This is a genomic window from Variovorax sp. 01N425 (assembly GCF_056399465.1).
This window is the reverse complement of sequence record NZ_JBFTRJ010000002.1, coordinates 88,232-101,116: the sequence shown is the minus strand read 5'-3', so window position 1 is coordinate 101,116 and position 12,885 is coordinate 88,232. Positions and strand designations below refer to the sequence as shown.

At 68.2% G+C, this 12,885-nt stretch carries 12 protein-coding genes and 1 tRNA gene; 8 read left to right on the top strand and 5 right to left on the bottom strand.

Annotation, left to right across the window (positions count from 1 at the left end; all coding sequences use genetic code 11):
* Positions 1-2 precede the first annotated feature (2 nt).
* A complete protein-coding gene (locus tag AC1DSC_RS03545; RefSeq protein WP_436287054.1) occupies positions 3-1,553 on the bottom strand; it encodes a 3,4-dehydroadipyl-CoA semialdehyde dehydrogenase in 1,551 nt (516 codons plus the stop codon).
* Positions 1,550-2,023 carry a 4-hydroxylaminobenzoate lyase gene (locus AC1DSC_RS03540; RefSeq protein WP_018903352.1) on the bottom strand — a complete coding sequence of 158 codons (474 nt, stop codon included), beginning with the start codon at positions 2,021-2,023 and terminating at the stop codon, positions 1,550-1,552. Before AC1DSC_RS03540 ends, AC1DSC_RS03545 begins: the two co-directional genes overlap by 4 nt.
* 200 nt (positions 2,024-2,223) lie before the next feature.
* Here AC1DSC_RS03540 and AC1DSC_RS03535 point away from each other — a divergent pair, with 200 nt between their 5' ends.
* From AC1DSC_RS03535 to AC1DSC_RS03515, 5 genes are all read left to right on the top strand, one after another.
* Positions 2,224-3,174 (top strand): helix-turn-helix transcriptional regulator, encoded by a 951-nt coding sequence (locus AC1DSC_RS03535; RefSeq protein WP_012745257.1) that lies wholly within the window; start codon positions 2,224-2,226, stop codon positions 3,172-3,174.
* Between the two features lie 129 nt (positions 3,175-3,303).
* Positions 3,304-4,980: a 2,3-epoxybenzoyl-CoA dihydrolase gene (boxC, locus tag AC1DSC_RS03530; RefSeq protein ID WP_012745258.1), complete on the top strand. Its 1,677-nt coding sequence runs from the start codon at positions 3,304-3,306 to the stop codon at positions 4,978-4,980.
* Positions 4,981-5,021: 41 nt separating this feature from the next.
* A complete protein-coding gene (boxB, locus tag AC1DSC_RS03525; RefSeq protein WP_012745259.1) occupies positions 5,022-6,449 on the top strand; it encodes a benzoyl-CoA 2,3-epoxidase subunit BoxB in 1,428 nt (475 codons plus the stop codon).
* 125 nt (positions 6,450-6,574) lie between these two features.
* Positions 6,575-7,861, top strand: coding sequence for a benzoyl-CoA 2,3-epoxidase subunit BoxA (boxA, locus tag AC1DSC_RS03520; protein WP_436287055.1), 1,287 nt, complete (start codon positions 6,575-6,577; stop codon positions 7,859-7,861).
* Positions 7,862-7,871: 10 nt separating this feature from the next.
* Positions 7,872-8,312: a MaoC family dehydratase gene (locus tag AC1DSC_RS03515; protein ID WP_307593150.1), complete on the top strand. Its 441-nt coding sequence runs from the start codon at positions 7,872-7,874 to the stop codon at positions 8,310-8,312.
* Between the two features lie 53 nt (positions 8,313-8,365).
* Here the strand turns inward: AC1DSC_RS03515 and AC1DSC_RS03510 are convergent, their stop codons facing one another.
* Complete coding sequence (locus tag AC1DSC_RS03510) at positions 8,366-8,905, bottom strand: hypothetical protein (RefSeq protein ID WP_012745262.1); 540 nt, start codon at positions 8,903-8,905, stop codon at positions 8,366-8,368.
* 251 nt (positions 8,906-9,156) lie between these two features.
* Here AC1DSC_RS03510 and AC1DSC_RS03505 point away from each other — a divergent pair, with 251 nt between their 5' ends.
* The 3 genes from AC1DSC_RS03505 to AC1DSC_RS03495 all read left to right on the top strand — a co-directional run bounded on the left by AC1DSC_RS03505 (position 9,157) and on the right by AC1DSC_RS03495 (position 10,646).
* Complete coding sequence (locus AC1DSC_RS03505) at positions 9,157-9,618, top strand: RrF2 family transcriptional regulator (protein ID WP_436287056.1); 462 nt, start codon at positions 9,157-9,159, stop codon at positions 9,616-9,618.
* Complete coding sequence (locus AC1DSC_RS03500; protein WP_436287057.1) at positions 9,608-10,516, top strand: NAD(P)/FAD-dependent oxidoreductase; 909 nt, start codon at positions 9,608-9,610, stop codon at positions 10,514-10,516. The genes AC1DSC_RS03505 and AC1DSC_RS03500 overlap by 11 nt, the downstream gene beginning before the upstream one ends.
* A gap of 54 nt (positions 10,517-10,570) precedes the next feature.
* Positions 10,571-10,646: transfer RNA gene (locus tag AC1DSC_RS03495), tRNA-Gly, on the top strand.
* 63 nt (positions 10,647-10,709) lie between these two features.
* On the opposite strand, the gene fahA is transcribed toward AC1DSC_RS03495, so the two are convergent.
* Together fahA and AC1DSC_RS03485 are read right to left on the bottom strand one after the other, a co-directional pair.
* Positions 10,710-12,035 carry a fumarylacetoacetase gene (gene fahA / locus AC1DSC_RS03490; protein WP_436287058.1) on the bottom strand — a complete coding sequence of 442 codons (1,326 nt, stop codon included), beginning with the start codon at positions 12,033-12,035 and terminating at the stop codon, positions 10,710-10,712.
* Between the two features lie 19 nt (positions 12,036-12,054).
* On the bottom strand, positions 12,055-12,861 hold the full coding sequence (locus tag AC1DSC_RS03485) for a cyclase family protein (protein ID WP_436287059.1): 807 nt from the start codon (positions 12,859-12,861) through the stop codon (positions 12,055-12,057).
* Positions 12,862-12,885 lie beyond the last annotated feature (24 nt).

Genomic DNA, 12,885 nt, shown 5'->3' with positions numbered 1-12,885 from the left:
TTCTAGAGGCCCAGTGCGGCCAGCACGCCGGGGCTCGCCTGCACGGCGCTGCGGCGATGGTAGAAGTCCAGCGCGCGCAGGCCGCCGAGCTCGGCGCCGCCGCCCGCGCGGCCGGGGCCGCCGTGCAGCGACATCGGCATCACGTTGCCGTGGCCGGTGTGGGCCTGCGCCACCTCGGGCGTGATCACGTGCACCCGGCCATGGCTCGGCGCCACCGCGAGCGCGGCCTGCGCCAGCGCGGCGTCGTCGCTGCCGTAGAGCGAAGTCACGAGCGAACCCTGGCCGCGGTGCGCCAGCGCGATGCCGTGCGCCAGGTCTCGGTAGGGCAGCAGCGTGGCGACGGGGCCGAACACTTCCACGTCGTGCACGCGCTGCGCCGCATCGGCGTCGCGCGCACCCAGCAGCACGGGGCCGATGCAGGCGGCCACCGACGGTTCGGCATCGATCAGCGGCGTGTTGCGGCCGTCATACAGCACGGTGGCCTGCGCGGACAGTGCTTGCAGGCCCTCGCTCACGGCATTCATCTGCGCCCGGCTCACGAGCGAACCCATGCGCACGCTCTCGTTGCGCGGATTGCCCACCGTCACACCCTTGAGCTTCGCGCCAATGGCTTCGGCCGCGGCGTCGTAGAGCTCGGCCGGCACCAGGATGCGGCGGATCGCGGTGCACTTCTGGCCCGACTTGACCGTCATCTCGCGCACCACTTCGCGCACCAGCAGGTTGAAGGCCTCGCTGCCGGCCGCGGCGCCGGGCAGCAGCAGGGCGCTGTTGAGGCTGTCGGCCTCGATGTTCACGCGCACCGAGCGTTCGGCCACGGCCGGGTGCGCGCGGATCACGGCGGCCGTCTCGGCCGAGCCGGTGAAGGAGACCACGTCGAAGGGCTGCAGCGCATCCATCAAACCCGCCGAGCTGCCGCAGACGACCGAGAGCGCGCCCGCGGGCAGCACGCCCGCATCGACCACGTCCTTGACCATGCGCTGCGTGAGCCAGGCGGTGGCCGTGGCGGGCTTCACGATCACCGGCACGCCCGAGAGCAGCGCCGGCGCGGCCTTTTCCCACAGCCCCCATGACGGGAAGTTGAAGGCGTTGATGAAGAGCGCCACGCCGTGCATCGGCAGCTGCAGGTGCTGCGACTGGAACACCGGCTCCTTGCCGAGCTTCACGGCCTCGCCGTCGCGCAGCGCGCGCACGTCGCCGAGCGCATCGCCCCACTTCGCGTACTGGCCCAGCGTGAAGATCGCACCGTCGATGTCGACGGCCGAGTCGTTCTTCACCGTGCCGGAGTTCGCGGTGGCGATCTCGTAGTAGGCATCGCGGTTCGCCTGCAGCACCTTCACGATGGCGCCGAGCAGCCCGGCGCGCTGGCGATAGGTGAGGGCGCGCAGCGCGTGGCCGCCCTCATCGCGCGCAAAGGCAAAGGCGGCGGGCAGGTCCAGGCCGGTGGCGTCGACGCGCACGAGCTCGGTGCCCAGCACCGGGTCGAAGAGCGGCGTGCCGGCGCCCGATCCGCCTTGCCAGCGGCCGGCGACGTAGTTGGGGAGGAGTTCGGTCATGGGGTGAACTTGATCTGCCCTTCAGGCAGGAGATAGAGAACGAGGGCGCGGCCGTTCGCCACGGTCGGGCGGTGCGCGGTGCCGGGACCGTAGACGCACCAGCCCGCGGGCCGGCCGTCGAAGGTGGCGCCGGGGCTGCCTTCGAGCGGCATGATCAGGTCGATCTCGCCGTTCGGATGGGTGTGGTGCGGCCCCGCGATGTCCTGCATGTCGACCACGTCGACCGAGAAGCGCTGCAGCGCGTCCTCCGCCTTGAACACGCGGCCGTAGCGGATGCCGCCGCCTTCGCGCTCGCACAGCCAGCCTTCGGCCACGCCGCCGATGCAGGCCTGGCGCAGCGCTTCGAAGCGCGCGCTGCCCTCGCCATGGGTGGCGTTGAGCCACTGGTCGAGCTGTTCGTCGAGCGGCCGGCCGGCAATTTCGGCGGCCAGGCCGGCGATCAACTGGTGAAATGCTTCCTTGCTGGACATGGGCGGGCTTCCTTTTTGGAGGCTGGCTGGCAGGGTGAATGGCGCAGCGAACTTTCGGACTACCTTGCAGGATTGGTGCGCGTGCAGTATCTTGCTTGTGGCCGAACAATAAGCATCGACTCCATGGGTGTCAAGCAATATAGTGCATCTATGGTGTTTACCCTGAGCGCGCACAATCCCGGCCAAGAACGAGGACATGCATGAACGAGCACGTAGACGCGGTGCTGGCCCCCGCGCCCGAAGAAGGCCAGCGCGCCGGCAACCCCGCGGCACCGGCCGGGGAGGCCAAGAATCCATTGCTGGCGGCGCTGGGTGAGCGCGTGCGCAACCTGCGCGCGCAGCGCGGCCTCACGCGCAAGGCGGTGGCCATTGCGGCCGACGTGTCGGAGCGGCACCTGGCCAATCTCGAATACGGCATCGGCAACGCGTCGATCCTGGTGCTGCAGCAGGTGGCCGGCGCGCTGCACTGCTCGCTGGCCGAGCTGGTCGGCGACGTGACCACCAGTTCGCCCGAGTGGCTGCTGATCCGCGAGCTGCTCGAGAACCGCAGCGAGGCCGACCTGCGCCGCGTGCGCGTGGCGGTGGGTGAGCTGCTGGGCACGGCCTCGGTCGATCCGGCGCGCCACCGCCGCATTGCGCTCGTGGGCCTGCGCGGCGCGGGCAAGTCGACGCTCGGGCAGATGCTGGCCGACGACCTCGACGTGCCCTTCGTGGAACTGAGCCGCGACATCGAGAAGCTCGCAGGCTGCAGCGTGCGCGAGATCCACGACCTCTACGGCACCAACGCCTACCGCCGCTACGAGCGCCGCGCGCTCGAGGAAGCCATCCAGATCTACGGCGAGGTGGTCATCGCCACGCCGGGCGGCATCGTCTCGGACCCCGCCACCTTCAACGAGCTGCTCGCGCACTGCACCACCGTGTGGCTGCAGGCCGCGCCCGAGGAGCACATGGGCCGCGTGGCCGCGCAGGGCGACACCCGCCCGATGGCGGCCAGCAAGGAAGCCATGGAAGACCTGCGCCGCATCCTGAACGGCCGCGCCGCCTTCTATTCGAAGGCCGATCTCTCGGTGGACACCAGCGGCAAGACACTGGCGCAGAGCTTCCAGGCGCTGCGTACCGTGGCCCGCCAGGCGATCGGCACCGGCGCCTGATCTGAAGTTTTGAAAAAAAGCGCTTCAGGCATTGACTTGCCTGTTCGCATGCAGCATGATGCATGTCATCGACGCCAGAAGTTGCATTATTCTTCCGGTTTCGCATCTGCCCCCACAGGAGACTTCCGTATGACCGAGACCACGACCCTTCAGGCGCCTCTGCGCGTCGACTACCGCATCGAACCCGCGCAATACAGGCACTGGAAGCTCAGCTTCGAAGGCCCGGTGGCGCGCCTGGTGCTCGACATCGCGGAAGACGGCGGCATCCGCCCCGGCTACAAGCTCAAGCTCAACAGCTACGACCTGGGCGTGGACATCGAACTGAACGACGCGCTCAACCGCGTGCGCTTCGAGCACCCTGAAGTGCGCAGCGTGATCGTCACCAGCGGCAAGGACCGCATCTTCTGCTCGGGCGCCAACATCTTCATGCTGGGCGTGTCGAGCCATGCCTGGAAGGTGAACTTCTGCAAGTTCACCAACGAGACGCGCAACGGCATCGAGGATTCGTCGAAGCACTCGGGCCTGAAGTTCATCGCGGCCGTGAACGGCGCCTGCGCCGGCGGCGGCTACGAGCTGGCGCTGGCCTGCGACGAGATCCTGCTGGTGGACGACCGCTCGTCCTCCGTCTCGCTGCCCGAGGTGCCGCTGCTCGGCGTGCTGCCCGGCACCGGCGGCCTGACCCGCGTGACCGACAAGCGCCATGTGCGCCATGACCTCGCCGACATCTTCTGCACCAGCGTCGAAGGCGTGCGCGGCCAGCGCGCGGTCGACTGGCGCCTGGTCGATGCCGTGGCCAAGCCCGCGCAGTTTGCCGCCGCCGTGCAGGAGCGTGCCGCACAGCTGGCCGCCGCGAGCGACCGCCCGGCCAGCGGCAAGGGCGTGGCGCTGACCCGGCTCGAGCGCACCGACAGCGCCGACGGCATCGCCTATTCGAACGTCGACGTGAAGATCGACCGCAGCAAGCGCACCGCCACGATCACCGTCAAGGCACCCACCGGCACGCAGCCGGCCGACATTGCCGCCATCGAGGCTGCGGGCGCCGCGTGGTGGCCGCTGGCCGTGTGCCGCGAGCTCGACGACGCCATCCTCAACCTGCGCACCAACGAGCTCGACATCGGCACCTGGCTGCTCAAGACCGAAGGCGACGCGGCCGCCGTGCTCGCATCGGACGCCCTGATGCTCGCCCACAAGGACCACTGGCTGGTGCGCGAGACCATCGGCGCGCTGCGCCGCACGCTGGCGCGGCTGGACGTGTCGTCGCGCAGCCTGTTCGCGCTGGTCGAGGCCGGCTCGTGCTTTGCCGGCACGCTGGCCGAGCTGGCCTTTGCGGCCGACCGCAGCTACATGCTCGCGCTGCCCGACGATGCCGCGCGCGCACCGAAGCTCGTGCTCAACGAATTCAACTTCGGCTTCTTCCCGATGGTGAACGACCAGAGCCGCCTGCAGCGCCGCTTCTATGAAGAAGCCGCGCCGCTGGACGCCGCCCGCGCCGCGGCCGGCAAGCCGCTCGATGCCGACGAAGCACTGAAGCTCGGCCTCGTCACCGCCGCGCCCGACGACATCGACTGGGACGACGAGATCCGCATCGCCGTCGAGGAGCGCGCCGCCATGTCGCCCGATGCGCTCACCGGCCTCGAAGCCAACCTGCGCTTCGCCAGCAAAGAGAACATGGCCACCCGCATCTTCGGCCGGCTCACCGCCTGGCAGAACTGGATCTTCAACCGCCCCAACGCCGTCGGCGAAAAGGGCGCACTCAAGGTCTACGGCACCGGCCAGAAAGCCGGCTTCGACTTGAACCGCGTCTGAATGAAGAAGAACCCCCAGTCCGCACAACCCAAGGAACAGCGATGAGCACGATCAACTACAGCGAGAAGATCCCCAACAACGTCAACCTCGGCGAAGACCGCACGCTGCAGCGCGCGCTCGAAGGCTGGCAGCCGAACTTCATCAACTGGTGGGACGACGTGGGCCCCGAGGGCTCGACCAACCACGAGGTCTACCTGCGCACGGCCGTGAGCGTCGATCCGCAGGGCTGGGCCCAGTTCGGCCACGTGAAGATGCGCGACTACCGCTGGGGCATCTTCCTGAACCCGGGCGATGCCAACCGCGAGATCCACTTCGGCGACCACAAGGGCGAGAAGGCCTGGCAGGACGTGCCCGGCGAACACCGCGCCAACCTGCGCCGCATCATCGTGACCCAGGGCGACACCGAGCCCGCATCGGTCGAGCAGCAGCGCCACCTGGGCCTCACGGCACCGTCGATGTACGACCTGCGCAACCTGTTCCAGATCAACGTGGAAGAGGGCCGCCACCTGTGGGCCATGGTCTACCTGCTGCACAAGCACTTCGGCCGCGACGGCCGCGAGGAAGCCGAGGCGCTCTTGCAGCGCACCTCGGGCGACCAGGACAACCCGCGCATCCTGGGCGCCTTCAACGAGAAGACGCCCGACTGGCTCGCGTTCTTCATGTTCACCTACTTCACCGACCGCGACGGCAAGTTCCAGCTGGCCGCGCTGGCCGAGAGCGCGTTCGACCCGTTGGCGCGCACCACCAAGTTCATGCTGACCGAGGAAGCGCACCACATGTTCGTGGGCGAGAGCGGCGTCTCGCGCGTTCTGGCGCGCACCGCGCAGGTCATGAACGAGCTCAAGACCGACGACGCGCAGAAGGTGCGCGCGGCCGGCGCCATCGACCTTGGAACGATCCAGCGCTACCTGAACTTCCACTACAGCGTGACCATCGACCTGTTCGGCGCCGACCAGTCGAGCAACGCCGCCATCTTCTACAGCTCGGGCCTGAAGGGCCGCTACGAGGAAGGCAAGCGCGGCGACGACCACGTGCTCAAGGGCCAGACCTACAAGGTGCTCGAGGTGAAGGACGGCCAGCTCGTCGAAAAGGACGTGCCGATGCTCAACGCACTCAACGAAGTGCTGCGCGACGACTTCATCAAGGACTCGGTGGCCGGCGTCGGCCGCTGGAACAAGGTGCTCGAGAAGGCCGGCATCCCCACGCGCCTGACCGTGCCGCACAAGGCCTTCAACCGCCAGATCGGCGCGCTCGCCGGCATCAAGATGTCGCCCGAGGGCCGCGTGGTGAACGAGGTCGAATGGGCCGCCAAGCGCAATGAATGGCTGCCGAGCGCCGAAGACTTCGCTTTCGTGGCATCGTTGATGGGCCGCGTGGTCGAGCCGGGCAAGTTCGCAGGCTGGATCTCGCCGCCGGTGATGGGCATCAACCGCCAGCCGGTGGACTTCGAGTACGTGCGTTTCGGTTGATTGGGGTATTACTCCCTCTCCCCTCGGGGAGAGGGCAGGGGTGAGGGTTGACGGCGCTCCCACGACAAGCCGCTGCCCCCTCACCCTGACCCTCTCCCCAAGGGGCGAGGGAAAGGAGAAAAAACATGGACATGGCCGTTGAAGCCGGGGTCATCAAGCAGCACCTGATCGACCCCGAGATCTGCATCCGCTGCAACACCTGCGAGGCCACCTGCCCCGTCAACGCGATCACGCACGACGACAACAACTACGTCGTGCGCGCCGACATCTGCAATGGCTGCATGGCCTGCATCTCGCCGTGCCCCACCGGCTCGATCGACAACTGGCGCACCATGCCGCTGGTGCGCGCCTACACGATCGAGGAACAGCTCACCTGGGAATCGCTGCCCGCGGAGCTCACGCCCGAGGAGCTCGAGGCCGCAGGCGTTTCCGCCGCCGATGCCGGCGATGAAGCCGCGCCGGCTGCCGCGCCCGCATCGAGCCAGACTGCCGTCGATGCCATCGAGCCGGTCTTCAATTCGGCCCAGTACGGCGCCACCGTGCCGCCCTGGTCGGCCGCGCACGCCTACACCAACCTCTTTGCGCCGAAGTCGCCGACCACCGCCACCGTGGTGGGCAACTTCAACTGCACCGAGGCGGGCTTCGACAGCGAAACCCACCACATCGTGCTCGACTTCGGCGTGGTGCCGTTCCCGGTGCTCGAAGGCCAGTCGATCGGCATCGTGCCGCCGGGCGTCGATGCCATCGGCAAACGCCACCATGCGCGCCAGTACTCGGTGGCCAGCCCGCGCAACGGCGAGCGGCCCGGCTACAACAACGTGTCGCTCACCGTGAAGCGCGTGACCGAAGACCACCAGGGCGACCCGGTGCGCGGCGTGTGCTCCAACTACGTCTGCGACCTGAAGGTGGGCGACACGGTGCAGGTGGTGGGGCCCTTCGGTTCCTCGTTCCTGATGCCGAACCATCCCAGGTCGCACATCGTGATGATCTGCACCGGCACCGGCAGCGCGCCGATGCGCGCCATGACCGAATGGCGCCGGCGCCTGCGCAAGAGCGGCAAGTTCGAAGGCGGCAAGCTCATGCTGTTCTTCGGCGCGCGCACGCAGCAGGAGCTGCCGTACTTCGGGCCGCTGCAGTCGCTGCCCAAGGACTTCATCGACATCAACCTCGCGTTCTCGCGCACGCCGGGCCAACCCAGGCGCTACGTGCAGGACCTGATGCGCGAACGCGCCGCCGACCTGGCTGCGTTGCTGAAGGACGGCGCGAGCCACTTCTACGTGTGCGGGCTCAAGAGCATGGAAGAAGGCGTGGTGCTTGCCTTGCGCGACGTGGCGAAGGAAGCAGGGCTCGATTGGGACACCGTGGGCGCCGCACTGAAGCGCGAAGGCCGGCTGCACCTCGAAACCTATTAAGCTGCGGCGAATGAAGTTCGCCGACTTCCACCCCGGCCAGGTCATCGAGGCCGGGCCCTATGTCGTGTCCGAAGCGGAGCTCATCGGCTTCGCGCAGGCCTACGACCCGCAGTGGTTCCACACCGACGCCGTCGCCGCGGCGGACAGCGCCTTCGGAGGGCTGATCGCGAGCGGCTGGCACACCTGCTCGATCGCGATGCGGCTCGTGGTCGATGCCGCGCTCAGGGGCTCGGAGTCTTTTGCCTCGCCGGGGCTCGAGCATGTGCGCTGGCCCCATCCGGTGCGGCCCGGCGATGCCTTGCGGCTGGTGGCCGACGTCATCGAGGCGCGGCGCTCCGAAAAGCGGCCGACGCTCGGCATCCTGCGCTGGCGCTGGCGGCTCTTCAACCAGCGCGAGCTGATGGTGCTCGACGTGGAAGTGACCAGCCTGTTCAGGCTCGAGGCAAGCTAAAAAAAAACCCGCGGCGCAGGCGCACCGCGGGCTTCTTTCCCTGAGCGAAGTGCTTATTTCTTGACGTCGACCGCGCCGGATCCCTTGGCCTTGCCGCTGGCCTTGGCGCCCACGGCCGGTGCCTTCAGCGCGCCGCCGGCCGAGCCTGCGGCACCGGTCACGCCGCCCACCGTGTCACCGACGACATTGGTCGCGCCGGTCACGTTGCCGGCCGCGCCAGTCGCGGCATTGGTGGCACCGCCCACGGCGCTGGTCGCACCGCCGACTGCGTTGGTGGCACCGCCGACCGCACCCGTCGCGCCGCCGACCACGCCGCCCAGGGTGTTGCCCAGCCCGCCTGCGGCCTTGCCGGGGACTTCGACCGGCTGCACGCCGGCATTCGTGGCGGCACTGCCGCCGGCACTTCCCTCGGTGCGTGCACCGGCGCCCGCGGCGCCTTGGCGTTGGGGCGCGGTCGCGCTGCCCGATGTGTTGACGTCGGCATTCACGCCCACGCCAACGCCCACGCTCTGTGCCTGTGCGAAGCCGCTCATGGCAAGAAGGCCTGCGAGCAAGGCGCCGACGAAAAGGGATTTGTGTTGTTGCTGCTTCATAGGTGACTTTTCCTTTCGTTGAATGGTCACTGAACCGGCTTTGGGCCAGTTCGGTCGCTACCGTGACCACCTGCGCACATGTCGCCGTGTGCGAGGTGGCCCCCGGCGCGTGTGGGACGGCTCCGTCGTCCGGAATGGGGGGTCGTGCGTTAGGCGGCGCGCCCCTCCCCGGGGGAAGGCAACCGCAATGCCCGCAGGGTCAAATGCAGCCCTCTCGAGCGCTTCCGCTTTCACGCAACTAATAATGTTGCATGAAACGAGACAGCAAGCTTTCAGGCGTTCTCCACGCACTGCTGCACATGGCCGAGATGGAGGGGCCCGTCACCTCCGAATCGCTGGCCATGGCCATGCAGACAAATCCCGTCGTGGTGCGCCGGGTCATGGCGGGCCTGCGCGAAGCGGGCTTCGTGAGTTCGGCCAAGGGCCATGGCGGCGGGTGGGTGCTGTCGTGCCCGCTCGATGCCGTGACGCTCGGCGACATCCACCAGGCGGTGGGATCTCCGGCGCTGCTGGCCATGGGCAACCGCACCGAGAGCCCGGGCTGCATCGTCGAACAGGCCGTGAATGCGGCGCTCGACGGCGCCTGCCGCGAGGCCGAGGCCCTGCTGCTCGAGCGTTTCAACAGCATCACGCTGGCCGATCTTTCCAGGGACTTTCATCGCCGCATGACAGGCGGCGGCTTCACTCGCAAGGACATCGAACATGCACTATGACGCTCTGGTCGTGGGCGGCAGCTTTGCCGGCCTTTCCGCTGCCCTGCAGCTTGCGCGCGCGCGAAAAACGGTCTGCATCGTCGATGCGGGCGCGCCGCGCAACCGCTTCGCTGCCGCATCGCACGGCTTCTTCGGGCAGGACGGCACGCCGCCGCTGAAGATGATTGCCGATGCGCGCGCCAAGGTGCTCGCGTATCCGAATGCCAGCTTCGTCGAAGGCCGCGTTGCCGAGGCGCAGGCCGACGGCGCGGGCGGGTTCGCTGTTTCGCTCGAAGGCGGCGGCGCGCCGCTGACGGCCAGCCGGATCGTGCTCGCCTTCGGCGTCGAGGACGGCTTTCCGGAGATCGAGGGCGTGCGCGAACGCTGGGGCCGAAGCGTGCTGCACTGCCCGTACTGCCACGGCTATGAAGTCAGCGGCCGGCGCCTGGGCATCCTGATCGAGCAGCCGCATGCGCCCGAGCATGCGATCCTGTTCGCCGAATGGGGATCGGCCACGCTGTTCCTCAACGGCAACAACACGGTGGACGACGAGACGCGCGCGAGGCTGCAGGCGCGCGGCGTGGCGATCGAGCCGGGCCGCATCGCGGCGCTCGAGGGGCCGTCGCCTGCCGAGCTCTCGGGCGTCCGTTTCGCGGACGGCCGGCGCGTGCCGCTCGATGCGATGTTCCTGGTGCCGCGCACGCGCCTCGCAAGCCCGCTGGCCGAGCAGCTCGGATGCGCGATCGACGAGGGCGGCTTCGGCCCGCTGATCCGCACCGACGCAATGAAGATGACCACGGTGCCCGGCGTGTTCGCGGCCGGCGATGCGGCCATGATGTTCCACAACGCCACGATGGCTTCGGCCGATGGCGTGATGGCCGGCATTTCGCTGCACCGCGCCTCGGTGTTCGGCCACTGAGTGAAGAGCCGAAGAAGGCCTGAAAAAACCAGGCTATAATCTGCGGCTCGAAATGCGGGAATAGCTCAGTTGGTAGAGCGCAACCTTGCCAAGGTTGAGGTCGAGAGTTCGAGACTCTTTTCCCGCTCCACATTTCATGCAAAAGGCCACCCTCAACGGTGGCCTTTTCTTTTGGCGCGCCGGATGGATGCCTTCAGCCCTTCGCGGGCAGCACCGTCCCGCGGCTTTCGCCGAAGCCGATGCGCGCATGGCCCGGCTTCTCGCACCAGCCGCGCAGCAGCACCGCATCGCCGTCTTCCAGGAAGCCGCGCTGCTCGCCGTTGGCCAGCGTGACCGGGTCTTGCGCGGCGCGCGTCAGCTCGATGATCGCGCCGGCCTCGCCCGGCCCCGGTCCCGAGATGGTGCCGCTGCCGAACAGGTCGCCCGGGTTCAGGCTGCAGCCGCCCACCGTGTGGTGCGCCACCATCTGCGCCACGCTCCAGTACTGGTGCCTGAAGCTGGTGCGCGACAGGCGCGAAGGCCCGCTCCCCTCATTGCGCGCCCTCTCGCTTTCGAGCCAGACCTCCAGCCGGATGTCGATCGCGCCGCTTTCGCGGTTGCCGCGGCTTTCGAGGTAGGCCAGCGGCTGGGGCTCGTCGGCGGGCCGCGTCCAGGCCTGGCGGTAGGGCGCGAGCGCTTCCATCGTCACGATCCACGGCGAGATGGTGGTCGCGAAATTCTTCGCAAGGAAGGGACCGAGCGGCGCCATCTCCCAGAACTGGATGTCGCGCGCCGACCAGTCGTTGAGCAGGCAGATGCCGAAGATGTGTTCTTCCGCGCGTTCGAGCGGAATCGGTTCGCCGGCCGCATTGCCTTCGCCGATCCAGATGCCAAGCTCGAGCTCATAGTCGAGCCGCGCGCAGGCGTGGAAGGTGGGCGCCTTGGCGCCCGGCGCCATGGTCTGCCCCATCGGGCGGTGAAAGCGCTGGCCGCTGATGCCGATGGTCGACACGCGCCCGTGGTAGGCCGTCGGAATCCAGCGGAAGTTGGGCGTCACGTCGCCTTCGGGGTTCATCAGGCGGCTGATGTTCAGCGCATGGTCGATGGAGGTGTAGAAGTCGGTGTAGTCGCCGATGCGCGCGGGCAAGGTGTATTCGACCTCGGCCTGCGGCACCAGGCATTCGCGCACGAGCTTGGCCGTGGCGGCCGGTGCATCGTCGCGCAGCAAGGCGAACACCGCGTGGCGCAGCGCACGCCAGGCGGTGCCGCCGAGCGCGAAGAAATCGTTGAGCGCGGGCAGCGCGGCAGCACGGGCCGCATCGAGCGCGAGTCCGTCGAGCAGCTGGCGCGCGGAGAGCGCGGCCATGTCGAGCACCTGGTCGCCAATGGCCACGCCGCCGCGAAAGGGCTGCGGGCTGCCGGTGCGGCGGAACACCGCGTAGGGCAGGTTCTGGATCGGAAAGTCGGTGCCTTGCGTGTTGGCAGCGGCGACCCAGCTCCTGGCGTTGGCGTCGTGCGTGTGGTTGAGCGCGGCATTCATGGCCTTGGCCTCCCGCGTTTCAGGCCGACGCCATCAGCGCGTCGTCGAAGATCGCCACCGCGCGCGTCCAGCCGGCCGATGCACCGCGGATCTTGTGCGGAAAGCAGCTGATGAAAAAGCCCGTGGGCGGCAGCGCCTCGAGGTTGTGCAGCTTCTCGATGTGGCAGTAGCCAATGTCGCGGCCGGCCTTGTGGCCTTCCCAGATCAGCGAGGCGTCGTGCGTCTCGCCGTACTTCCTGGCGGTGTGCACGAAGGGCGCATCCCAGCTCCAGGCGTCGGTGCCCGTGAGGCGCACGCCGCGCTCCAGCAGATACATGGTGGCCTCGTAGCCCATGCCCGCGCCGGCCGAGACGTAGTCGTTGTGGCCGTAGCGCGAGCCCGCGCGCGTGTTCACCACCACGATCTCCAGCGGGCTCAGCGTGTGGCCGATGCGCTTGAGCTCGGCCTCGACGTCATTCGCCGTGACCACATAGCCGTCGGCGAAGTGACGAAAGTCGAGCTTCACGCCGGGCTGGAAGCACCATTCGAGCGGCACCTCGTGGATCGCGATGGCGGGCTTCTTCTCGCCCAGCGCCTTGTCCATGGTCGAGTGGAAGTGATAGGGCGCATCGAGGTGCGTGCCGTTGTGCGTCGACAGCTGCACCAGCTCCACGGCCCAGCCTTCGCCGTCGGGCAGGTCTTCTTTCTTGAGGCCCGGAAAGAAGGGCTCGATCTGCTCGTAGGTCTGCTCGTGCGTGAAGTACTGGATCTTCGGCGCGAAGGCCGGTGGATCGGACAGCACATCGTTTTCGAGAAAGATCGAAAGGTCGACGAACTTGCGTGGCATGGCGGGGCTCCTTGTGGAATGGGG